The 22,309-nt window shown below is 64.7% G+C and carries 13 protein-coding genes; 5 read left to right on the top strand and 8 right to left on the bottom strand.

Translation table 11 applies throughout. The features are described from left to right. Positions 1-288 precede the first annotated feature (288 nt). Both ACYOEI_RS11405 and ACYOEI_RS11410 read left to right on the top strand, forming a co-directional pair. Complete coding sequence (locus ACYOEI_RS11405; RefSeq protein ID WP_462849618.1) at positions 289-1,392, top strand: DUF1559 family PulG-like putative transporter; 1,104 nt, start codon at positions 289-291, stop codon at positions 1,390-1,392. Positions 1,393-1,518: 126 nt separating this feature from the next. Continuing rightward, on the top strand, positions 1,519-1,728 hold the full coding sequence (locus tag ACYOEI_RS11410; RefSeq protein WP_462849619.1) for a hypothetical protein: 210 nt from the start codon (positions 1,519-1,521) through the stop codon (positions 1,726-1,728). Positions 1,729-2,382: 654 nt separating this feature from the next. On the opposite strand, the gene ACYOEI_RS11415 is transcribed toward ACYOEI_RS11410, so the two are convergent. Then, positions 2,383-3,660: a peptidoglycan-binding protein gene (locus ACYOEI_RS11415; RefSeq protein ID WP_462849620.1), complete on the bottom strand. Its 1,278-nt coding sequence runs from the start codon at positions 3,658-3,660 to the stop codon at positions 2,383-2,385. Positions 3,661-3,721: 61 nt separating this feature from the next. Beyond that, on the bottom strand, positions 3,722-4,885 hold the full coding sequence (locus ACYOEI_RS11420) for a sialidase family protein (RefSeq protein ID WP_462849621.1): 1,164 nt from the start codon (positions 4,883-4,885) through the stop codon (positions 3,722-3,724). Positions 4,886-5,424: 539 nt separating this feature from the next. Here ACYOEI_RS11420 and ACYOEI_RS11425 point away from each other — a divergent pair. Continuing rightward, positions 5,425-6,669: an aldo/keto reductase gene (locus ACYOEI_RS11425; protein ID WP_462849622.1), complete on the top strand. Its 1,245-nt coding sequence runs from the start codon at positions 5,425-5,427 to the stop codon at positions 6,667-6,669. A 117-nt stretch (positions 6,670-6,786) separates the two neighbouring features. Here ACYOEI_RS11425 and ACYOEI_RS11430 read toward each other — a convergent pair whose 3' ends face one another. Continuing rightward, complete coding sequence (locus ACYOEI_RS11430) at positions 6,787-7,533, bottom strand: 3-keto-disaccharide hydrolase (protein WP_462849623.1); 747 nt, start codon at positions 7,531-7,533, stop codon at positions 6,787-6,789. 252 nt (positions 7,534-7,785) lie between these two features. On the opposite strand from ACYOEI_RS11430, the gene ACYOEI_RS11435 reads away from it, so the two are divergent. Further along, positions 7,786-8,664 (top strand): sugar phosphate isomerase/epimerase family protein, encoded by an 879-nt coding sequence (locus ACYOEI_RS11435; protein ID WP_462849624.1) that lies wholly within the window; start codon positions 7,786-7,788, stop codon positions 8,662-8,664. A 133-nt stretch (positions 8,665-8,797) separates the two neighbouring features. After that, complete coding sequence (locus ACYOEI_RS11440) at positions 8,798-10,624, top strand: M3 family oligoendopeptidase (RefSeq protein WP_462849625.1); 1,827 nt, start codon at positions 8,798-8,800, stop codon at positions 10,622-10,624. Positions 10,625-10,982: 358 nt separating this feature from the next. Here ACYOEI_RS11440 and ACYOEI_RS11445 read toward each other — a convergent pair whose 3' ends face one another. From ACYOEI_RS11445 to ACYOEI_RS11465, 5 genes are all read right to left on the bottom strand, one after another. Next, positions 10,983-12,215, bottom strand: coding sequence for an FG-GAP repeat domain-containing protein (locus ACYOEI_RS11445; RefSeq protein ID WP_462849626.1), 1,233 nt, complete (start codon positions 12,213-12,215; stop codon positions 10,983-10,985). Between the two features lie 173 nt (positions 12,216-12,388). Further along, on the bottom strand, positions 12,389-13,786 hold the full coding sequence (locus ACYOEI_RS11450) for a DUF1501 domain-containing protein (RefSeq protein ID WP_462849627.1): 1,398 nt from the start codon (positions 13,784-13,786) through the stop codon (positions 12,389-12,391). Positions 13,787-13,801: 15 nt separating this feature from the next. Next, positions 13,802-17,269, bottom strand: a complete 3,468-nt coding sequence (locus ACYOEI_RS11455; RefSeq protein WP_462849628.1) for a PSD1 and planctomycete cytochrome C domain-containing protein — start codon at positions 17,267-17,269, stop codon at positions 13,802-13,804. Between the two features lie 241 nt (positions 17,270-17,510). Next, positions 17,511-19,199: a hypothetical protein gene (locus ACYOEI_RS11460; RefSeq protein ID WP_462849629.1), complete on the bottom strand. Its 1,689-nt coding sequence runs from the start codon at positions 19,197-19,199 to the stop codon at positions 17,511-17,513. 35 nt (positions 19,200-19,234) lie between these two features. Then, positions 19,235-22,255, bottom strand: coding sequence for an NPCBM/NEW2 domain-containing protein (locus tag ACYOEI_RS11465; protein ID WP_462849630.1), 3,021 nt, complete (start codon positions 22,253-22,255; stop codon positions 19,235-19,237). Between the last annotated feature and the right edge of the window lie 54 nt (positions 22,256-22,309).

Below are 22,309 nucleotides of genomic sequence, written 5' to 3' on the forward strand. Positions count from 1 at the left end.
AGGTTGGGACCGTACGAGGTCGAGTCGGCCCGGGTTGTCGACAAGCGGATTTGCGGACCTCGTCAGTCGCCCTCCACGACCCCGCTCCCTTCCCCCATCCTCGACGTTCGTCGCCCGCGCGTTGTGGAGGACTTGCTCACGTATCGACTTGGGAGTGTGAGAACTCCCCGAGGAGAGTTCCAGCGAATCCGGGTCGGAGACTCGTATCAGGCATGTCCTGAATCCCTTCCATCATTCCCCCCTCCCCCCACTGTTTTTATGAAACCGTGATCCAGGGAGTCGATGTTCATGATTGCGATTTCGAGGCGTCGTGCATTCACACTGATCGAGCTCTTGGTCGTCATTGCCATTATCGCGGTCCTGATCGCGTTGCTCTTGCCGGCGGTGCAGTCCGCTCGTGAGGCGGCCCGTCGTGCGCAGTGCGTCAACAATCTTAAGCAGATGGGGCTGGGGCTTCAGAATTACATCTCGACCAACAACAGCATCCCTCCTCTGTTTACCAGTTCGAACTCGGCGAGCTCGGTGGCGTTGCCGAAGCTCAATTCGGGCGCGTGGCCGCTCGGTTGGGGCGTCGCCCTCCTCCCGTTCATGGAGCAGCCGGCGCTCTACAACGCGGCCAACTATTCCTATGGTGCCGACGGTCCCCAGAATGGAACGGTGAGCCAGTCGAAAGTTGCGACTTACATTTGTCCTTCCGAAAGCCAACAGCAGGGGCCGGTCTTCAATTCGTGGACAAACTACGCGGCCAACATCGGAGGGGCTCCTCCGATCTCCGGTTGGAGCGGCGTGCTGGTCCCCATGGCGGCATCGGGCAATGGGTCGATGGCCGACAGCATGTACACCCTCTACACCAGCAACTGTACGACGCTCGGGATGCAGTCCATCATGGACGGGACGTCGAACACGGCGGCCTTCAGCGAAAAGCTCGTTGGCCTCGGCAACTCGGCGGCACAGGCCCCCGGCGGGAACAACGGCAAGCGTTATCATTTCCCGATCACGGCCACGGAAACCATGGACACGGGGGGCTTGGCCGGGGCCAATGCCTTCGTCGGCGTGTGTAAGAGTATCTCGGCGTCCACGTCCACGACCACGGCCGCGTTCAACCCCTACACGGCCTCCGTCTGGGCGGGGAGCCACGGCTGCACGCTTCGCTTCAATTCTTACGACCACTTCATGCCCCCCAACTCGGCGTCGTGCTACGCCGCCTCGGGCGGGAACCCTGTCGGTGACGGCATGGATGCCCTGACGGCCATGAGCAATCACCCCGGTGGCGTCAATGTCGGGATGTGCGACGGCTCGGTCCGTTTCGTCAAGGATACGGTGGGTTTGCAGGCGTGGTGGGGCTTGGGGACCCGCAGCGGGGGCGAAATCATCAGCGCCGACGCCCTTTGATCACCCCTTGGTAGAAAATCCAGGAGAATCCAAGAGCCGAGGTGCCGCCGACCTGAGGAAAATCCCCGCCCTCGGGGCGGCCCCGAACTCTACCATCGCTCATTCCCTCCCGAGGAGGTTGGATTTATGAAGATCCCGATCGGAACCGTTACCGCCCTGCTCTTGGGCCTCCTCGCCGGTTGCGGCGGTGGCAATGCGCCACTGGAAGGTGTCAAGGACCGAAGCGATCCCGAATACGGCCTCTCGGTTTCGGAAAAGCTGAAGAAGGACCTCGGGGCCGACCCCGCGACGGCCAAAGCTCAGGCGGCAGGGAAGAAGAAAAAGAGCCGGCGATGATCACCGCCGCGTGTTCGGAGAGACGGCCTGGAATTCAACCAGGGCAGGGCGAAATCGAGCCGTTCCGAAGAAGTCGACCGTTCACGCGGAGTACGAAACGAAGGCAGGACGTGGTCTTGTTCACTTCCTCGGGGCCTACACAACCAGGCTAGAACCTGCCGTCCTATCGACGCTGAAATCAGATCCCCATAAGCGATCTCGGGGATGTACACCCACGCCAGAGCGGTTTTCGCGAGCGCCACGCGCGTCTCCCTGGCCGGAAGAAGGCTTCACCACGGAGGCAGAAAGGAACATCGAAGCAGGTCCGAAGTGGATTGGTTCTCTCTGGCTCCTCTTCTTTGTGTCCTTTGTGCCTTTGTGGTGAAATCCTCGCGCGCGGGGAAAGTCTGGTGGAGATCGGCGAGGAGTGTCCTATTTCGTCAGAGTTCTTGGGGGATGCGACGGCCTTCCTCGCATCCACCTGGCATTAATTTAATGTCGAAACATATTGTGTTTTTGGCGAATAATTGTTGGGATGATTGTTGATAATTTGAGATTATCGTGGCCGTGTCCCATCCGTGGGCAGGAAAACTTCGATATTCCGGAATCGAATGGACCCGGGGCGAAATACGGTGAGACCCGACTGCCATCCAGGCGGGACTCACCGGGTGAGCTCTATTGTTTGGGGACTGCTGGAGCACCGATCAAGGTATTCCAACCCCAGCGGAACAGGTTTCGTGCGTCGATGTAGCGGTTTTCTGAAGAGGTGGCGCCCAGGACCACGACGATCAGATGGTCGTTACCGCGTCGACCGCTCGCGACCAGGCAGGCACCTGCGGCCGTCGTTGTGCCCGTCTTCACGCCGTCGTAGCCTTCGATATCCAGTAGGTTGTTGGTGTTCGTCCAGAGGACGTTCCGCTTCGCACCCGCCCCGTCGACGAGGATGCAGCCTCGTTTTCGAGTGGAGACGACCTTGGCGATCTCGGGCTGATTCAAGGCATGCCTCGCGATCGTCGCCAGGTCTCGCGTGCTTGCGTGGTGCTTCGCGGCGGGCAGGCCGTGCGGGTTCGCGAAATGCGACTCGTGGAGACCTAATTCTTCGGCCAGTCGGTTCATCTCGGCGACGAAGCGGGCGAGCGGGTCCGCCTCCGCCGGAGTGTCCGCGGGGGGAGGAACTCGACTCCCGAAATGTTCCGCCAGCGCGACGGACGCGTCGTTCCCGGAGGGGAGGAGCAATCCGTAGAGCAACTCGCGAACGGTGAGCTTTTCCCCCGCGCGCACTCCCGAAGTCGATCCCGGCGTGCGGTCGGCCCGCTCGGAGAAGGTGACGATCTCGTCGAGTGCGGCCGGGTTCGACTGGACCACTCGCATGACGACCAGGACGGTCATCAGCTTGGTGGTGCTGGCCATCGGGAGCGGATCCTTTTCGTGATCGCCGGCCAGGATCTTCCCGGTCTTGCCGTCGGCGATGGCCCAGGCCTTCGAGGTGACCCACGGCGGCCCTTCGAGCGCGTCGGCGGGTTTCTTGGGAAGGACCAGGTTATTGACGGTTTCCGGGGCGGGGACCTCGGGCTCCACAATCGGCGTGTTGCCGAGCGAGTCGAGGGTCTTCGGGTCGGCGATGCCCGTGGCCTCGATCCCCTTGGATTTTTGGAACCGGGCGACGGCCGAGCGTGTGGCGTCGCCGTAGTCGCCATCGATATCCAGGCCCGGCGAAGGGGTCATCCGCGCGTTTAACCTGCGCTGGAGATCCTCGACGGCCCTGCCGGAATCCCCGGGGCTCAGGGTTGGTTTGGGATTCTCCTCACGACGAGGCGCGGAAGCGTCCCTGGTCGAGGGTTGGGCGGCGTGCGTGGCGGAGCCCGCAATCAGCACGAATAGGCTGAGGAGCAAGGTCGACCGATCGATGCGCAAGCGTTGGGGGGAGTTCGAGACCAGTGTGCGTGAATTCATTGTGGGGGCCGATCTCCATACACGGAGGAAGTGAAGTCGGGGCGAGCCATCGAGGCGTCGGTCAAGGGGTACCCGGATCCCAGATCGTCGCGGCGATGTGTCGGGTCGGGCTCGTCCGGTCGTGATAGTAGTAGACGGCGACCACCTTGCCGTCGGGTCGGACGATGGAACGGGCGTAGCCGATGTCGCGCCCGCCGGCGTCGTCGCGGAGGACGATCGGCTCGGTCCAGGTCTTGCCCTTGTCGCTGCTGAGCCTGGCCCTCATCCCGAAGGGTTTGGCGCGATAGCCGTAGATCAGGCTGAGCCGGCCGTCGGGCAGTCGGAGCATGCTCGCCGGGTTCCCTTCGCCCGCGTCGGGCTCGGGCGTGGAGAGGGGCGACCAGGACAGGCCGTCGTCGTGGGACGCATAAGCCTCGATCCAACTCTTGGGAGGATCCAGGCGCCGGATGGCGGAGACGAGGTCGGTCGGCGAGGTCCGGACCGTCGACGGCATGATCGAGTAGCCGATCGGCTCGGGCCCGATGAACGAGAGGAATCGCCAGGTCTTCCCGCCGTCGGTCGTCCTCGCGCAGAACGGTCGTCCTTCCAGCCCGTTGCTCTTGGACGCGGTCAGGAACAAGGTGCAATCCTCGGGGCCGTTCACGACATAGTCGGTGCGGGCCATCACGCCCTTCTGGCCGAAGAGGGGGAGCCGGAACGGGCCTTGCCAAGACCTACCTCGGTCGTAGGAGTAGAAGAAGCGGGACGTCCCCGCGTCCTTGTTCTCCATCCGGACCGTGAATGCCAGGTTGGGATGGGTGAAGTCGATCTTCCCCTGGAAATCGACCGGGCGCTCTTCTTCAACGCCCGGAGGCATGGTCCCGTGGCGCACATTCCGCGTCCCGACGAGCATGCCTCGAGGCTTGGGCTCTTCAACGGACCACGTCAAGCCGCCGTCGAGGCTCCGGGCGAGCAGCATCTCCTCGGGCTTCTCGAGGTCGATGTTGTGAAAGTTGCCCCGGTCCTTGTGTGTGCCCCGGCTGAAACCGGTCAGGATCTCGTTGCCCCAGATCCAGATCCCGTGATTCGCCGGCCAGCCCGCGAATCGGCCCTCTTCCGAGTAGACGACGACGTGCTTGACGACCTTCGGCGGCTCTCCGCCGACGGCCACCGCGCCGATCCCCAACGCGATACCAACCCAGAGGCCGCAAAGGCCAAGGGTTCCTGCGGTTCTCGAGCTCAACATCGGGACCTCGCTCCCCCCTGATGCCTGCATCGTCCCGCTCGAGAGGACGACCCTCGACGGGGCGGAGGATGCGGCTCGCCCCAACTTGCCCTTGGCGTCGATGTGGGTCAAGTCCCGACGTACTCATTCGGGGAGAATCTTGCGGGTCGCAGGGAGCGATGATCGGGGAACGATCCAGTCGGGACGCTCAGGAGGCCCGAAGGGCTGGACTTGAATTTAAATGAGAAAACAGTTATAAAATAGCTATTGAGATAATAGATCTACTAAATGAAAATAAATAACTTCGTCGATCCGAAGCGTCGGTGAGGTTCCACGGGGATACTCGAGCACGGCGTCGTCCCGGATTCCGGCCCGTGAATCGTACGTTTTGCGAGGGAAAACCTGCTCGACTCCTTCGGACGGGGTGGTCGGAGATGATTTGACAATTGGCTGACAACGAGGCGAACGGGCGTGCCAAGCCGGCTCGCACCTGATATGATCCTCGGGAGCGGAGACGGAGACTCGTATTGAACGGTCCGCCCTACGAGGAGTTCAGAGCGATGTCCCAAGACGAGACGAACGGAACTGACCGCCGCGGCTTCCTTCAGGCGGGGGCGCTGGCGACGGTCGCGGCCCTGGGCGCCACCTCCGGTGCGGAGGCGCAGGTCGCCGCCAAGACCTCGAACGTCCTGCCCACGCGGAAGCTCGGGAGGACCGGCCTTGAGATCACCATGCTCGAGATGGGCACCGGCGCCCTCCGCGAGCGTGGGGTGCTCGACCGCCTGCTCCGGCAGTCCTTCGCCAACGGCGTCCGTACATATGACACCGCCAAGGCGTACGGCACCGAGCCCGGCTTCAAGAAGTGGTTCGAAGAATTCCCCGAGATCCGCAAGCAGATCGTCCTCGTCACGAAGGACAATCCCCGCGTCCCGAAAGACATGATCAAGATGCTCGATCAGCGCCTCGCCGCGCTGTCGACCGATTACATCGACCTGTTCTTCATCCACGGTCTCGGCGACGACCACAGCCTGGATGAGTCGATCAATTTCGTGAAGAGCCAGGAATTCAAGGAGACCGCCGAGGCGATCCGGAAGTCGGGCAAGGCCAAGTTCCTCGGCTTCTCGACCCACCACCGGAATCGCGCCGAGATCATCCAGGCGGCCGCGGACGCCGGGATCGTCGACGCGATCATGCTCCAGTACACCCCCTGGCTCGACAAGGACTCGGCGCTCAACAAGGCGCTCGACGCCTGCCACAAGAAGGAGATCGGCCTGATCTCGATGAAGCAGGTCGCCGGGCAGTTCCCCGAGAAGCCCAAGGTCAACATCCTCGACGAGGTCGTCCGCAAGGTCCCGATGCTCGCCGAGAAGAAGCTGACCCCCTACCAGGGACTCCTCCACGCGATCTGGACCGACGAGCGGATCAGCGGCTCGTGCGTCTCGATCAAGACGACCGACCAGCTCCGCGACAACGCCGACGCCGCCCGACGCTACGAGCCGCTCAAGACGGCCGAGATCATGCAGCTCCGCGACGCCGCCCTCGCGTTCGGCCCGACCCTCTGCGCCGACTGCGACGGCCGCTGCTCGACCGCGGCCGGCACCAAGGCCGAGCTCGGCAACCTGACCCGCTTCTTGACCTACCACGAGCACCACGGCATCCGTACCGAGGCCCGTCGCCAGTACGCGGCCCTCGACGCCGAAGCTCGCGACTGGTCCGGCGCCGACCTCGAGGCCGCCCGCGCCGCCTGCCCCAACAAGCTCGACTTCGCCAAGCTCCTCCCCGAAGTCGATCGGCACCTCGCCTGATCCTTGGAAGTCAGATAAACCGGGGCCGGCCACGAAGGCGATTCGCGGCCGGCCCTTGTCGTTTTCGAATCGAGCGGCATACGATCGAGTCGCCTCTCTCCAGTGACAGTGACCGCCCTATTTGTCGGTCTCGGCGATCTCGGCCGGGGTCAGGGGACGGACTTCAATCTTACGTAAGGCGCCGGTCGTGTCATACGTGGCGAAGCCGAGCGGCTGGCACGACCGCATCTCGATCCGAGTGCCGACGATCCGTTCCGAGTAGTCGACCGCCACGACGTCCTTGTCGTCGATCCGGCCGCGGATCATCTTGTCCGTGACCCGGATTCGGAAGCGATACCAGGTCTTGTCCTGATATTTGACGTAAGTGTTGGTGTCGTTCTCCAGCGCGTCGGCCCCGTTGAGGCTGGAGAGCCCGGTCACGTTCCCGCCCCAGCCGCCGTTGACCAGGGTTACGTACGACTTCCCCACGGGAAACGTCGCCGCCGCGAAGAAGTCGATGCCGGTGAGCCGCTGGGCCTCGTATGTCAGTTCATAATTAGTCCTTGGCAAGTCTTGACGTGTGGAAGTGATTCCGGTCATGGCGCGGCCGGTCTTCAACACGATCGACCCATCCTGGACGGCGACATCGCCCGTGCCCCGATAGTCAGTGCGCTTCCATCCGTCGAGGTTCTTGCCGTCGAAGAGAACCAGAGGGCGGGGAGCCTCGGGGCCCGCCTGGGCCTTTTCGTCCGCCCCGGCAACGATGGGTGAGGCGAGAGCGAAGGAGGAGATGAGACAGAGGCCAAGACGCCTGAGCGTCGATTGGGGGACGAACGCGACGACGCTCGAGATGATGGCGGGACGGAACTGGGGAGCGGCGAGCATGGGATCTCCTCCGAGGATGGTCGTAACGGACGAGGCTGAGCATAGCATCGGAGAAGGTAAGGCTCCATCGTCCCTTGTCGATTCCCGGACGTCCCGGTGAAGACGCTCCACGCTGCCGCTGGCGGAGCACTCCGGTTACGATAGGGGACCGTCGCCCCCTGGACGCTCGGGGAGCTTCGCCGGGCGGTCCTCCGTCCGCGGGGACGGCGACCGGGCGCGATACCTGGACCTCGAGAACGAATGGAGCCTCCCTTGGATACGTTCCGCGAACTCTCCCGCAGGGATCTCGTACGCCTCGGCGCGTCCGCGGCTTTGTCGGGGCTCGTCGGGGTCGGGGCGCCGGCCAACGCCAGCGTGTTGGCCCCCAAAGCCCAGGACAACGATCCCTGGCGAGGCCTGAAGCTGGGCGTGGCCTCCTACACGTTCCACAAGCTGTCCCTCGAGACGACCGTGCAGGGGATTCGACGGGTTGGCGTCAACTACGTGTCAATCAAGGATGCCCACCTCCCGCTCAAGAGCACGGCGGAACAGCGTAAGGCCGTCGTGAAGGCGTTTCGAGACGCCGGCATCACCCCCATAAGCTGCGGGGTGATCTCGCTGACCGACGACGAGGCCCAGGTCCGGAACGCCTTTGAATACGCCCGAGACGCGGGCATCCCCACCATCGTATGCACGACGAAACGCGGGTCGTTCCCGCTCCTGGACAAGCTCGTCAAGGAATACGACATCAAGCTGGCGATCCATAACCACGGGCCGGAAGACAAGGTATGGCCGTCCCCCTTCGACGTCTGGGAGGTGATCCAGTCCTTCGATCCTCGGATCGGGCTCTGCATCGACGTGGGCCATACCGCCCGTTGTGGGGTCGATCCCTCGGAGGCGATCCAGAAGTGCTCCTCACGGCTCTATGACCTGCATCTCAAGGACATCTCGAGCGTTACGGGGGCCTCCAAGCCGGTCGAGATCGGCCGAGGCGTCCTCGACGTCCGAGGGATGCTCATGACGTTGAAGCAGCTTGGGTACGCCCATCACGTCGGGCTCGAGTATGAGAAGGATTCCAGCGACCCCCTGCCCGGCCTGGCGGAAAGCGTCGGCTACATCCGAGGCGTCCTGTCGACCGTCGCTACTTCGTGATCCCACGATCTTGATTTGAGATGACTCGGCCGACCGGGACGTCGCCGAGTCGGCCGTTGATCCGGCTCCGGGACGCCGGGCCTCCGTTTCGAGGCCGGCGTCCGAATTTCGTTCTGCTTTCGAGGAGAGGATTATGTCGATGACCGAGGGGACCGCGAGCAGCGCCGAGGGGATTGCCTGGGACCTGAGCGACCTGTACTCGGGGCCCGAGGATCCCGGGATCGAGCGCGACCTCGACGAGGCCCTACGGCGTGCCCAGGCGTTCGAGAACACGTATCGGGGGAAGATCGAGGTCGTCGCCAGCCCGACTCCGTCGCTACTCCTCACCGCGCTCCAGGAGCTCGAGAGCCTCGCCGAGCAGCGGGATCGCCCGGGGGTCTACGCAGGCCTCCTCCACTCGGCCAAGACCGACGACCCGAAGCGAGGGGCCCTGCTTGCGAAAACTCGAGAGCGGCGGATCGTCATCAACAAGCACCTGATCTTCTTCGACCTCGAGTGGATCAAGGTCCCCGACGAGGTCGCCAATGCCCTCATCGAGGCGCCGGAGCTGGCCCGGTACCGCCACTACCTCGACCGCGAGCGGGCCTGGCGGCCGCATTACCTCGGCGAGGCTGAGGAGAAGATCCTCGACGAGAAGTCCGGGACGGGGCGGTCGGCGTTCGTCCGGCTCTTCGAGGAGACGATGTCCTCGATGCGTTGTCCGTTCGAACTCGGCGGGACGACCGAGTCGCTCGACACCCAGCAGATCCTCTCCAAGCTGTACGACGCCGATCGTGTTGTGCGGCGAGCGGCGGCCGAGGGCCTGACCCAAGGGCTCAAGGACCAGGCCCGGCTGATCACGTACATCTTCAACACGATCGTCCTCGACCACCAGTCGGACACCGGCCTCCGCCACTTCGACAGCCCGATGGCGTCGAGGCATCTCGCGAACGAGATCCGCGACGATGTCGTCGAGGCGCTCATGACGGCCGCCGAGCGGCACCATGACCTGGTCCATCGCTATTACCGGCTGAAAGGCCGCCTACTCGGGGTCGAGTCCCTCGAGGACTACGATCGCTACGCCCCGCTCTTCTCCGATCTCCCGGCTTGTGACTGGGCCGATGCGCGGCAGGTGGTGACGGAGAGCTACGAGCAATTCAGCCCTCGCGCGGGGGAGGTCATCCGCGAATTCTTCGAGAAGAACTGGATCGATGCCGAGCCGAGGCCCGGCAAACGCGGGGGCGCGTTCAGCAGCGGGGCGGTCCCGAGCGTCCACCCTTATATCCTGATGAACTTCTCCGACCGGCTCCGGGACATCATGACCCTGGCCCACGAGCTCGGCCACGGGCTGCACCAGTATCTGTCCCGGCCGGTCGGCTATCTCCAGTCGGGGACGCCCCTGACCACCGCGGAGACCGCCAGCGTCTTCGGCGAGATGCTGACGTTCCAGCGCCTCCTGCAACGGGAGCCGAGCCCGAGGACACGCCTGGCACTCCTCTGCGGCAAGATCGAGGACAGCTTCGCCACCGTCTTTCGCCAGGTCGTGCTCACTCGCTTCGAGCAGGCCCTGCACCGGGCCCGTCGCGAGGAAGGCGAGCTCGCGACCGAGCGGATCAACGCCCTGTGGCTCGAAGCCAATCGGCCTATGCACGGCGACGTGGTCCGATTGACCGAAGGGTACGGCTGGTGGTGGCTCTACATCGGCCACTTCGTCCGCTCCCCCTTCTACTGCTATGCGTATGCCTTCGGCGAGCTCCTGGTCCTCGCGCTCGTTCAGAAACACAAGGACGAGGGGCCTTCGTTCGTACCGAAGTATCTCGAGCTCCTCTCGTCGGGCGGTTCCGACTCGCCCGACGCCCTCCTCGACCGGCTCGGCATCGACGTGACCGACCCCCAGTTCTGGGACCTCGGCCTGCGCCTGCTCGGCGACATGGTCACCGAAGCCGAGCAGCTCGCCAAGGACCTCCCCTCGGCGAGCTGAGCTCGGGCCCCGAAACCCGATGTTTTCTTGAACATCGGGTTTCTGAGGGAGTAGGCGACGACATCCCAGGAGGGGTTTTGACGTTGACTGGGGCAGAAACCCGGTTGGATCATGGAGCGAATTCGGTGCGGAGCTCCTCGTAGGGTTGGCACTGCCCACCAGCATTCCGGGAGGCCCAGTAGACGTCACCAGCCTTCGGGGTTGATAACTTTCCTGTCCTCGATTGTCAGTAGGAAAGACTGGTGGGCAATGCCCACTCTACGGGATGACTTCGGCACCGATCTCGCCCCATGAGCCACCTGGTTTTCATGAGAATCGGGGTTTGGGGACTGACACGGAGTAACAATCCTCGGGTCGTTCAACGCTTCGAGCGAACCTGTTCGAGGATGTACACACCCTTCTTGTTGGATGTGACGACGTCGAGCAGATTGTCGCCGTTGAAGTCGGCCACGACGAACTGGGTGCCGATGCCGCTGTCGTCGTCGATCTCGTGGGGCGTGAATCCGACCTTGCCATCGATGCCGCGGCCGGCTTCGAACCAGTAGATCCGAGCCGGCTTTTCCGAGCCCGGCTCGCTCTTGCCGTGCGACCAGAATCGCTTCCCGGTAACGAAGTCCTTAAGGCCGTCCCCGTTGATGTCGGCGCTGATCAGGGCGTGGGTTTCGGAGATGAGCTCTGGGAAGAGGTCATGCTTGGTGAAGACGGGCGAGCCGTCGACATCGGCGCCCTGCTCGAACCACCAGATCCCGAATTTGTGGGCGGAGCTCGCGACGACGTCCGATTTCCGGTCGGAGTTGACGTCGTAGGCGATCATGTCCGCCACGGCGTCGCCGAGCTTGGCCTCGTGGAATTTCCAGGGGGTGCTCGCCTGGCGTCCGTCGCTCGGCTGTTCCCACCAACCCTCCACGCAGATCACGTCCGATCGACCGTCGCCGTTGAGGTCGCCGACGCCGAGCCCGTGGGCGAAGCGAAAGGTGCCGGGGATGATCTTGCCGGGTTGGCTGGGCAGGCTGACCGCGTGCATCTCCCAGAGCTGCGTCGGGTCGCCGGAGGGCGAGAACCACGCCATCTGGCCTTCGTTGTCCTTGCCCTTGGGCTGCCATCCCATCACCAGGACGCGGTGCCCGTCGCCGAAGAGGTCGGCGTACAAGGGCGTTTCGTTGCAGGCGCTGTGCCAGATCTCGTGCCTCGGCCAGTGCCCTTCCTTGCCCTTCGGGTTTTCGTACCAGTAGGCGGGGGCGCCCGGGAAGCCGACGACCACATGATCGGCCCACCCGTCGGCGTTGATGTCGTCGGTCCAGGCGGCCATGCATTCGCTGTAGGAGTGCAGGCCGTCGCCGAATTCGCCGGGTTTGCGGATCTCGTGCTTCGACCATGCGGGCGCCTCGTACCAGAAGTCGCCGTTCAGGACGTCCATCTTGCCATCCCGATTGACGTCAGCGACCGCGACGCCCTCGGAACGGAAGCGGGCCTCGACGACGGTCTTCTTCCAGGTAATCGGCCCACCCCGCTCCGCGCCTCGCGCGGCGTCGGCCGCGATCGTGGTGGCGACGAGACCGATGGCGAGTAACGTCCCGCGTGGAATTGACATTTCGTGACATCCTCGGTTCGAAATCAAGGCGTTCCAGGTTCCCCGCTTCGGGGAGCCGAATCGTGTGAACTTAACACCGGCGGAAGGGAAACTCCACCGGGTCTCGGTCGACTCGAACGAAACGCGGCCTTCGCTCGAGGATCGCCTTATCGGTCGCGTCGATACCCCGGTCCTCATCCCAGGAGCGCACGAACGACCTTGCCGTGGACGTCGGTCAGGCGGTGGTCGCGACCTCCATAGCGGAACGTCAGCCTTTCGTGGTCGAGTCCCATCTGGTGCAGGATCGTCGCGTGGATGTCGTGGATCGAGAGGGCGTCCTTCACGACCGAGTTGCCGAAGTCATCCGTCTCGCCGAATGCGAATCCGCCGCGGAAGCCTCCGCCTGCCAGGGCGATCGAGTAGCCGTCGACGTGATGGTCACGCCCGGCGGTCTCCCCGAGTTTGGTCGTATGCGGGGTCCTCCCCATCTCGCCGGCCCAGACGACGATCGTTTGGTCGAGGAGCCCGCGCCGCTTCAGGTCCTGGATGAGCGCGGCGACCGGTTGGTCGGTGATCCGGGCGTTCTCGGTGTGATGCTTCTTGAGTTGGCTGTGCTGGTCCCAGGGCGAATTATTGGCGTGGGTGAGGGGGCAGGTGATCTCGACAAATCGGACCCCGGCCTCGACGAGTCGACGGGCCCTCAGGCATTGGAGCGCGTAGAATTTTTGATAGTCGTCGGGGCGGTCGAGGCCGTAGAGCTCGCGGGTGGCCGCGGATTCGTGGCGGACGTCCGCAATCGCGGGGATCGCCGACTGCATCCGGAACGCCGTCTCGTAGTTCTGGACGGCCGACTCGACCACGGAACGCTCGGCGGTCCGGGCCGCGAACTCGTGGTCTTGCGCGGCGAGGAGGTCGAGCTTTCGGCGTTGGCGGCCCAAGGGGTCGGCCGGCCGGATGTTGTCGACGGGGACCCCCTTGGCCCGGAGTGTCGTCGCCCCGTGGACGGCGGGGAGGAAGGCACTCGCGAAGTTCTCGTAGCCGCCGTTGGGGACCCAGTCGTTGTTGAGCAGCACATAGCCGGGGAGGTTGGCGTTGCCCGGAGTCAGGCCGTAGGAGACCCAGGACCCGAAGCTCGGTGCCTGGCCGGTGACCTTGCCGGTGTGCAGGAGGAGGTTCTGCTGGCCATGCAGCGGCAACTCGCCGACCATCGACCGGACGACGCAGAGGTCGTCCGCGCAACTCGCCATATAGGGGAGCAACTCGCTGACCCAGAGCCCGCTCTCACCCCGTTGGCGGAAATCCCAAGGGCTCGGCATCCAGACACGGCCGGCCGTGGATTGCGACCGCTTCGAGACCGCGCCGGCCCCGATGGCCTGTCCCTGGTGTTGTTGCAGCGCCGGCTTGGGGTCGAAGGTATCGACGTGGCTGGGGCCTCCGTCCATGAAGCAGAAGATCACACTCTTGGCGGGAGCCTCCGCCGTGGCCGAGCGTGCGTCGGAGCCGAGCATGCCCGCGAGCGCGAGACCCCCGAATCCGGAGGTCGAGGCCCGGAGGAACGCCCGTCGATCAAGGCGATTCTCGGTCATTGGCATCGCGGCCTCTTCGCGTCAACGGAAATGGAGAAATTCTTTTGTGTTGAACAGAATATGGGCAACATCCGACCAGACCGCCGCGCTCCTCGCGGCGTCTTCCTGGTCAACCCCGTGTTCTCGGGCAAGCTCTCGGATCAGCGTCTCCCAGCGGGCTGATTCCTGGGGGCTCGGGAGGCGTGCGAGCGACTCGAGGGACATCCGATCCAGCCCGTCTCGAGTCGAGGAGAGATTGAGGCTCGCCATCCGGGCGCCCCAGGCGTTCGCCTGGCCGACGACGAACGGGTCGTTGAGCAGGGTCAGGGCCTGCGCGGGGATGCTCGTCACGTCGCGGCGACCGGTCGGGATCTTGGGAGGCGGTTGGTTGAACGTCGCGAGGAACTGGGGCGGCTCCATGATCGTGACCTTCACATAGAGCGAACGTCGGCCGAGGCCATCCAGGGGGCCGGAGACGAGCCGCTTTTGAAGATCCTCGCCGGAGCGGTGGGGATCGACGCTCGGTCCCTCGAGTCGCGTGTCGAGTCGCCCCGACGCCGCGAGGATCGCGTCGCGGACCTCCTCGGCCTCGAGGCGACGGAGCGAATAGTGGTGGAGCAGGCGGTTGCCGGGGTCGACTTCGATGGCCCGGGGATCGGCGGTATTCCCCTGAACGAAGGTGGCGCTCGAAACCAGGGTGCGGATCAAATCCTTGGTCGACCAGCCACGATCGATGAACTGTCCGGCGAGGAAGTCGAGGAGCTCGGGATGGGTGGGAGGGCTGCCGAGGTGGCCGAAGTCGTCGGGCGTGGCGACCAGGCCCGTGCCAAAGACCCACTGCCAGACGCGGTTGACGTAGACCCGCGCCGTGAGGGGATTCTCGGGCGAGGCCACCCGTTCGGCCAACTCTCGACGCCCGCTCTTCGAGTCCTGGAACCGAGGGGGAACGCCGCCTCTCGCGAGAACCTCGAGATAGCCACGAGGGACCGCGGGCCCGAACTGGTCGTATTCCCCTCGGACGTTCAGCCGGTAGTCGATCCCGTCGTCGAGGTCGGCCATGCTGTTGACCGTCCTCGGGGCGAGCACACGCGTCTCCACTCGGCGATACTCGTCGACGAGCGAACGAACTCGGGGCGAGGCCGAGTCGTCCGAACGGTTCGAGAGGAAGCCCTGGTCGAGCATCCCTTTGAGCAGGATCACGTCATCATCCGTGGCCTCGTCCCGCGCCCAGCGTTCCACCGCGTGCCGCAGCCAGGCGGCGAAGCGGCCGACGACCTCGTCTCGGGTGGTCGGGACGGGACCGTCGAACAGTGGTAGGAAACGCGACAGGTCGTCCTTCGGCGTCCCCGCCGCCTTGTGAACAACCGCCCGAGTGATCCCGAACCAACTCCGAGGCTCGGCTTCCTGGGCGGTGGAACAAGCCCCTCCGAGGCCGATCCGAGGCGGAAAGTTCGGGTTGCTCGTCTTGGTCGCGACTTCGCGGAAGACCCGACGGTCTTTGAAATCCGGCGACGGGGAGAACGACGACCAGGCCGGATCTCGCCGAGCCAGGTACGCCTGACGTTCGGTCAGGAACGCATTGTCGACGACGGTACGCTCGGCGCTGAAGTCTCCCCCGCACGTCTCAAGGCTGAGCCAAGCCCCGGAAAACTTTGCGAGATCGGGGGTCCGGACGACTCCGTTCAGGCGGGGCGAGAGTCGGTGAGTAAAGAGCCCGCCCGGCAGGAGGTCCGCGACGGCCGTCGGCCCTTCGAGCGAGACGACGAAGTCGCCCGGAGGCGCCGGGCCCTCTTGAAGAGCCGCACCATCGACCGACCAATCGGGCGGGAGCGGGTTGCGGAAATCGGCGACGACGGTAAACGTCTTCGAATTGAACTCGGCGCGTATCCGATGCTCCTCGGGATACTGCTTTGCAAGTCGGGACCAGGTCGCGGACAGGTTCTCGTCACGTTTCGAATCCAACGCTTCGGCCCAAGCCCGGACCGGCTGCTCCCAGCCCGGCGAGGCTCCTGCGGCCATCCTGGCCTTATCCCATGGGCTCGGGCTCGTCGGCGTGCTGCGTATCCAGTCCGTCACCCACCGGGACGACTCCTCGAGCCATTCCGTCGCGAGGACCTGGCGTAACTCGGCCTTGAGAGCCCGGAGTTTTGCCAGGACCTGGGCGTTCCGCCCCGGCGTGTCGACGGTTTGGCTGACCCAACGCGCGCTCATGAAGGCACCGGCCAGAGCGTAGTAGTCGCGCTGAGAGATCGCGTCGAGCTTGTGGTCGTGACAGCGGGCGCAACCGACCGTCACGCCCTGGAAAGCCTTGGAGAACGCGTCGATCTTGTTGTGGAGCATCTCTTGATGGATGCCGTCGAACTCGGCGCTGTCGCCGTGGCGATTCTCTCCGAGTTGGTAGAACATCGGGCCGATGAGCGACTCATTCACGTGGGCCACATTGTTGATACGAGGCTCCACCAGGAGGTCGCCCGCCACCTGTTCCCGCACGAACCGATCGAAGGGGACGTCGGCGTTGAAGGCCCGGACGAGGTAGTCGCGATAGACCCAGGCCCCTTTGGCGGGGATGTCCCACTCGTAGCCGTAGGTGTCACCATAGCGAACGACGTCCATCCAGTGGCGCGCCATGCGCTCGCCGAAATGCGGAGAGGCCAGGAGTCGATCGACGAGTCGCCCGTAGGCCTCGGGCTCGGGCGCCGGATCCGACAGGTACGAGTCGATCGCCTCGGGGGTCGGTGGCAGCCCGGTCAGGACGAAGGAAAGGCGCCGGACGAGAACCAACCGATCCGCCCGAGGGGCGGGCGCGAGCCCCGCCGACTCGAGCCGGACGAGGATGAACTTGTCGACCGGCCCATCCGCCCACCCCACCCGTTTCGGCTCGGGAATGACGGGTCGGGCCAATGGGAGCAAGCTCCACCACGATCGGCGCTCGGCGAGCTTGGCTTCCCACTCCTGCTGGGCGGCCTCGGACGCCGACGGGGGCTTATCCCGAGGGTCGAATGCCCCGGAGACGATCCAGGCCTGGAAATCACGGACGACCCGATCGGGGAGCCTGGGGGCCTTCTTCGGCATCTCCAACCCCGCCTCGCTGTGATCGAGCACGCGGATGAGGAGGCTGTCCCCGGCCTGCCCGGGTTCGAACAGCGGCCCGGACTCGCCCCCCTTCAGGAGCGGCTCACGCCAATCGACGCGGAGTCCCCCTTCCTGCTTCTGCGGCCCGTGGCAGGACTGGCAATGGCCGGCCAAGACCGGCCGGATCTTCTCCTCGAAGAAGGTTCGGCGGGAGGCGTCCGTCGAAGCGGCGTCCGTGGCGGCCTCGACGCCGGAACAGAGCCCCCAGAGGACGGCGATAACGGCGAGTAAGCCAATGTTGACGATCGCGGACCTGAGGCATCCCAGAAACCCGACCGGACCGGAAGCTTTGTGGGAGAGATCACGCCAAGCCGGCTCACGTCCCGACGAGTCGAACCGCGGGAGGACCAGTCGGGATCCTGTTTCGGGTAAGGACATTGGCGTGTTCCGCGCAGATGACCGGGGCTGAGGTCCGAATCCGAGTTTTGTAGGGTGGGCTTTGCCCACCAGCATATCGAAGCCCCGGTGGGCAATGCCCACGCTACAAAACTCCGAGGGCACTGGTTCGACACAGGCAAAGCCCGAGGCATCCACGAGGGCCTGCGTGTCGGGCCTCCGTCTCTCGCCGTGGATTCTATCAGTTACGGTGTCGTCGCGGCACGAGGTTGGAGTGTGGAGCTCAAGGAACCGGTCGATTGAGCCTCAGCAGGAGGCGTTCTGACCGAAAAACGATTTCCACGTCCTTGTTGCTCAGAGCCTCCTCAAGGACAGGGACCGCCACCGGCCCCAGTTCAAGGAGTTTCGACTCCGCCGTCTCACGCGTCTTGGGGGAGTCGTCCCCGAGCTGCTTCACCAGCCCTCGGGCGCGATCCTGGAGCCGTGGGTCGATCCCGTGGATCACGAGGAGGGCCGTACGGACGATCTTCTTCGGCGGGGGAAAGACGTCGAGCAGAACCGCCTCGTCGATCGTCTCGCGCGAGACGTGGGCCAGGACGATCAACTCGCCGGGCTCGAAAAGGGCCTTGCTGTATTGGTCGAGGAGGAGCTTGATGACTTCGGGACGGAGCCCCTGGCCGGCGAGCCTACGCGTCAGGGTGTCGCGCGTGACCTCGCGAAAGGTCGGGGCCGAGGGTTTGACCGGTTGGGACATGAGGAGTTTGACGGGCGGACCCTCGACGACTCCCCCCTTCTTCCCCGTGTCCTCGGCCAGTCTCACGGACGTGGTAATGAACAGCTTACCCGCTTCGGTGACCCGGTAACTCAGACCGGCACCCCCCAGGACGTCGGCCAAGGCGTCGCGTGCGGCGAGGTTCGTGGCCCGCAGGCTCGTGGGTTCGCCGAGGTTGATCTCCGCCTTGGCGATCGTCCGGTCGTCGAGCTCGAACTGGAGACGAGTCTGTCCGGCGATGAGGTCGAGAACCTCGCGCCTCGGCATCTGGTTGACCGTGACCGAGATCGGCCGGTTGAGCACCTGGTCGATCTGCGCCCGGACGTTCGCGTCGCCTTCGGCGGGGAGCGGCGGGATCGCCTCCTCTTCTTCCTTCGGCTTGGCCTCAGCTTCCTGGAAGACGGCATCGGCGTTCGGAGTCTCTTTCTTCTTGTCCTTATCCTTCGCCTCCTCCTTCTTCTCGGGGGCGGCGGTCGGCAATTCGTCGAGCCAGCCGACGCGAAATCCGTCGTCGCTCGGGGCGATCACGGCGACGTCCGTCAGCTTTCGCGCCGTCAGGTTCTGAAGCGAGTATTCGTCCGGCCCGCCTCGGAGGCGTAGCGGGATCGGGATCGAGAGCTCGGTGTCGTAGGCGATGAACCGCTCGAAGTGGGTTTCATGCTTGAGGACCAGCGAGGTTTTCTCGACCCGGAGCTTGTGGAACCAGTGATTCTCGGGGAGGTAGCTCTGGGGGATGCCTGGCGGATCCTCGGGGTTGAGGTCCGAGCCGAACCATTGGAGCCGTCCGCCCCGCTCCGTGCTGGCGGGCCAGTGGGCGAGGATCATCCCCTTCTTGACCCGGATGTCGACGTCCACGTCTCGGCTTGGTTCGCCGAAGAATTGAACCACGGAAATCGGCTCGACGGGGAATTTTCCGGACAGCTCTTTCTCTTCGAACTTCGGCCGGCTGGTCCCGACGACGCTCGGCATCGCATTCCGATAGACGCGCGAGGAGTTGATCGTGGTGAGGGCGGGGTTGCCGACCCAGATCGACCACTCCTGTACCTCGACCGGGGTCTGGGCGTTCCCTTCGGCCTTGTCGGAGGCGGGCTTTTCCCCCGCCTTGGCCGCCGATTTCTCGTCGGCCTTCGAGGTTAGGGGAAGGATCCCGAGGCAGAGCAACATCGCCAAGCGGGCGGGGTGGACACAGGCAATAGGCATAGAGCGATTCATCCCTCGCCGAGTGGTCGCCGGGTTCAGCGTCGTTCGGTCACGTTCTCGGGGGTTTTCGATGTGTCGGCCTTGGCCGCCGATTTCGTCGCCGAGGGTTCGGCGGGCGTGGGGCGGACGAGTCGGGCGTTCGCCCAGATCACACGGTCGCCCGTATCCTGGCCGCGGCCGAAGTCGACGAGGAGCTTGAGCTCCGCGGCCCCCTTGACCGGCAGTGACAACTTGAGCGGGGGAGCATCGGCCCGCAGGTCGGGGTTCGCATAAATCTCTTTGCCGTCCGCCAGGACCCGACAATCGACTCGCCCCTTGCCCTTCGCGGCGTCGTCGAATCCGAGGGTGGTCTCGAAGGACGAGTACTGCCCGTTGAGGTCGTAGGTCAGGACGCAGCGGGAATGGACGGCGAGGCCACGCTCATAGGTCTGACCGTCCACCTTGATGGGTTCGCCGAGCAGGTTGACGTCCTTCCGCCAGCCGAATTTGCGGCCGAAGAAAGGGGTTTCCTCGACCTTTCCGGGCGTGAGGTCGGACAGATACGTCACCTTGCCACCTCGGAATTTCACCTCCTGGACGTCCCCGGCGGGGAGCTTGAGCTCCTGGCCCCAGGCGGTTTCCACTTTCCAGACGCTGGTGTCGAGGTCCTTCCACTTACCGGAGATCATCACCCCGCCGGGCATCGTGAAAGTCGGCCGAGGCTCGCTCGGCGTGTTGGCCTCGGGCTTCGTGGCCATGACCAGCCCTTCGACTTGCTTGATCGGCAGGGATCGGCTCTTCCCCTGGTAGAGGATGGACAGCCGCTCGTTCTCGAGCTTCTCGACGACGCCGGAGATCGCGACGACCTCGCCGTTCTTCGTCTGGGCCAGGAGGACATCCTCGGTCCCTCGCGACTTCAGGCGCTTGGCGAACGACGCGGGGGTCTCCTTGCGGTCGAGCAGGCAGAAATGGATCCCCACCACTCGACCCAACGGGATGTTGAGATGTTCTTGCGCGGGGGATGTAAGCTTCAGGGTCTCTTCAGTCATCCCCTCGATTTTACCGAACAGCTTCTCGTCGTCCGACAGGACGACCCAGGCATCGAGCGTAGGCGTCTGAGGCGTCTTTGAGTCGATCGCGAGCTTGGCGTCGGAATGGCCCTCGGCCTTCGCGTTCGCGTTGCCGTTCTGCCCATCTTCATAGGTGACGTTGACCGTGAAGTCCTTCTGGTGGCAGTCGCTGGCGGGAGGCTCGAGGAAGACGTCGGCCCATCCTTCGGTCCCTGAACGTCGCAAAACGACCGGCCAATCCTGCGAGTCGGTCGTGTCGAGTCGCCAGCTCGTCGGGCCGCCATCGGTCGGACAGGTGATCATGATCTGTTTGATCGCGACGGGGCGGAGGTTGCCGAGTGAGAGGTTGATGTCGCGGATCCCGTTCTTCTTCGGCTCGAGTTTGGCGATCTTGGCCACGGCCGCCGTCCCCGGCGGCGGGGCGAGCGGGTCGTCGGCCGCGCCCGGCTTCTTCTCGCCCTCTTTCTTCGGCTTCGCCTCGGCCTTCTTCGCGGCAGGCTCGGCTTTCGCCTTGGCCTCTGCCCCGTCTTTCTTCTCCGGCTCCTTGATGTCCTTCTTCTCGGCGTTGTCGCCGTCCTTCTTCTCAGGTTCCTTCGCGTCTTTCTTATCAGTTTTGTCGCCGGCCTTCTTTTCGGGTTCCTTCGCGTCCTGCTTCTTGTCACCGTCCTTCGCCGGCTCGTCCGTCTTCTCTCCCGGCTTCGTCTTCGCGTCCTCTTTCTTGGCGCTCAGGCCGGGCATGGTGAAGTCGAGGTTCGGCTGGCCGACGAATCGAGCGGTCAGATTCGGTGTGCGTTCGAATTGAATGCTCGCGAGTTCGTCGAGAGGAATCTTGGCTTTCGGCTCCTTGGGCTTCGGCGGTTGGGCCGGTGCTCCCCCCTGGGCGTTAGGAGCGCCTGGAGCCGGGTTTGCCTGCGCTGGCGCGGGAGTGGCGGCGGCCGGAGGTGCGGCGACGGCCGGGGCGGCTTGGGCGACACCCACGACGGCGACGACTCCTGGGGCGGCTGGGGCGACCGCGACCGCAACGGCTGCGACCGCAGGGGCCGGAGCGGCTGCCGCGGCTGGGGCCGCCTCGGTTTTCGGGGCCTCTTTCGGTTTCTCGGCGTCCTTAGGCTTGGCCGCGGGGTCAGACTTCGGGGGCTCTCCCGGTTTGGCGGCGGGATTGGCATTCGGCGCCGGGGGGGGAGCCTTGGGCTCGCCGCCGAGGATCAACACGTCTTTGTCGATCGACGTCGGGTCGGCGTAGACGAGCCGATCGAAGACGGTGCGGACGATCGTCCCGAGACCGTTGATCCGTTCGGCATGGATCGAGACGTCCTTCAGGAGGACATTAACGGGCTCGGCCCCGTTCCGGTTCGCCGCGAACAGCTTGACGGCCGCCACGTCTTGCGGCTGAAGCGTCGACTGTCCGAGGTAGCGGAGTCGGTTCGACTTGGCGTCGAGGACCTGGTAGCGGAGGATCATCCCCTCGCGTTGCAGCTCGACCCGTACCTCGTCACCGGAAGCCGGGAACGTCGGACGAGGCGGCTTCGGGGGCTTCCCGCCGGGCTGGCCGAACCCTCCCCCCATCATCATCATCATTTGGACGTGCTGGGGCTGCATTGGGTTGCCGCCGGCCTTCTCGACGGTGCGGAAGATCTCCGCACCGTTCGGCTCACGCATCCGAAGGAGGGTGATGTCGGGTTGGTTGATGTCCTGGAACGCGATCGCGATGCCGAACGCGGCGCCGTCTTCCTGGCCGGGCTTGGGGAGAGTCTTGATGAGGAAGTTGGCCGTGATCTTGAAGTTCCCGCCGAACCTCACGGTCTGCGGCGTCTTCCACCCGGTCTCGGGTTCGCCGGGGGCCAGCTTGATCCTGAGGCCGGCGTTCTCACGCGTGAACGCCTTCTTCTCGCCGTAGCCCTCGGTATCGAGCGTCGCCTGGTCGAGCGCCTTGGCGTCGAGGGGGCGCGAGTAGTCTTGAGGGCCGACGCCCAACAGGCAGAACAAGATCAGGGCCGTGCCTTGCATGTCGACTCCTCGAGCTCCTCGGACGCGACCGCCCCGGACTCGCTGTCGCGATTG

It is taken from the genome of Singulisphaera rosea (assembly GCF_054877945.1).

Bases quoted from the DNA above. Each gene is read 5' to 3' on its own strand.
- ACYOEI_RS11440 (WP_462849625.1), top strand. From the start codon at position 8,798: ATGTCGATGACCGAGGGGACCGCGAGCAGCGCCGAGGGGATTGCCTGG.
- ACYOEI_RS11455 (WP_462849628.1), bottom strand. From the start codon at position 17,269: ATGTCCTTACCCGAAACAGGATCCCGACTGGTCCTCCCGCGGTTCGAC.
- ACYOEI_RS11465 (WP_462849630.1), bottom strand. From the start codon at position 22,255: ATGCAAGGCACGGCCCTGATCTTGTTCTGCCTGTTGGGCGTCGGCCCT.
- ACYOEI_RS11450 (WP_462849627.1), bottom strand. From the start codon at position 13,786: ATGCCAATGACCGAGAATCGCCTTGATCGACGGGCGTTCCTCCGGGCC.
- ACYOEI_RS11430 (WP_462849623.1), bottom strand. From the start codon at position 7,533: ATGCTCGCCGCTCCCCAGTTCCGTCCCGCCATCATCTCGAGCGTCGTC.
- ACYOEI_RS11420 (WP_462849621.1), bottom strand. From the start codon at position 4,885: ATGTTGAGCTCGAGAACCGCAGGAACCCTTGGCCTTTGCGGCCTCTGG.
- ACYOEI_RS11425 (WP_462849622.1), top strand. From the start codon at position 5,425: ATGTCCCAAGACGAGACGAACGGAACTGACCGCCGCGGCTTCCTTCAG.
- ACYOEI_RS11410 (WP_462849619.1), top strand. From the start codon at position 1,519: ATGAAGATCCCGATCGGAACCGTTACCGCCCTGCTCTTGGGCCTCCTC.
- ACYOEI_RS11405 (WP_462849618.1), top strand. From the start codon at position 289: ATGATTGCGATTTCGAGGCGTCGTGCATTCACACTGATCGAGCTCTTG.
- ACYOEI_RS11460 (WP_462849629.1), bottom strand. From the start codon at position 19,199: ATGCCTATTGCCTGTGTCCACCCCGCCCGCTTGGCGATGTTGCTCTGC.
- ACYOEI_RS11445 (WP_462849626.1), bottom strand. From the start codon at position 12,215: ATGTCAATTCCACGCGGGACGTTACTCGCCATCGGTCTCGTCGCCACC.
- ACYOEI_RS11415 (WP_462849620.1), bottom strand. From the start codon at position 3,660: ATGAATTCACGCACACTGGTCTCGAACTCCCCCCAACGCTTGCGCATC.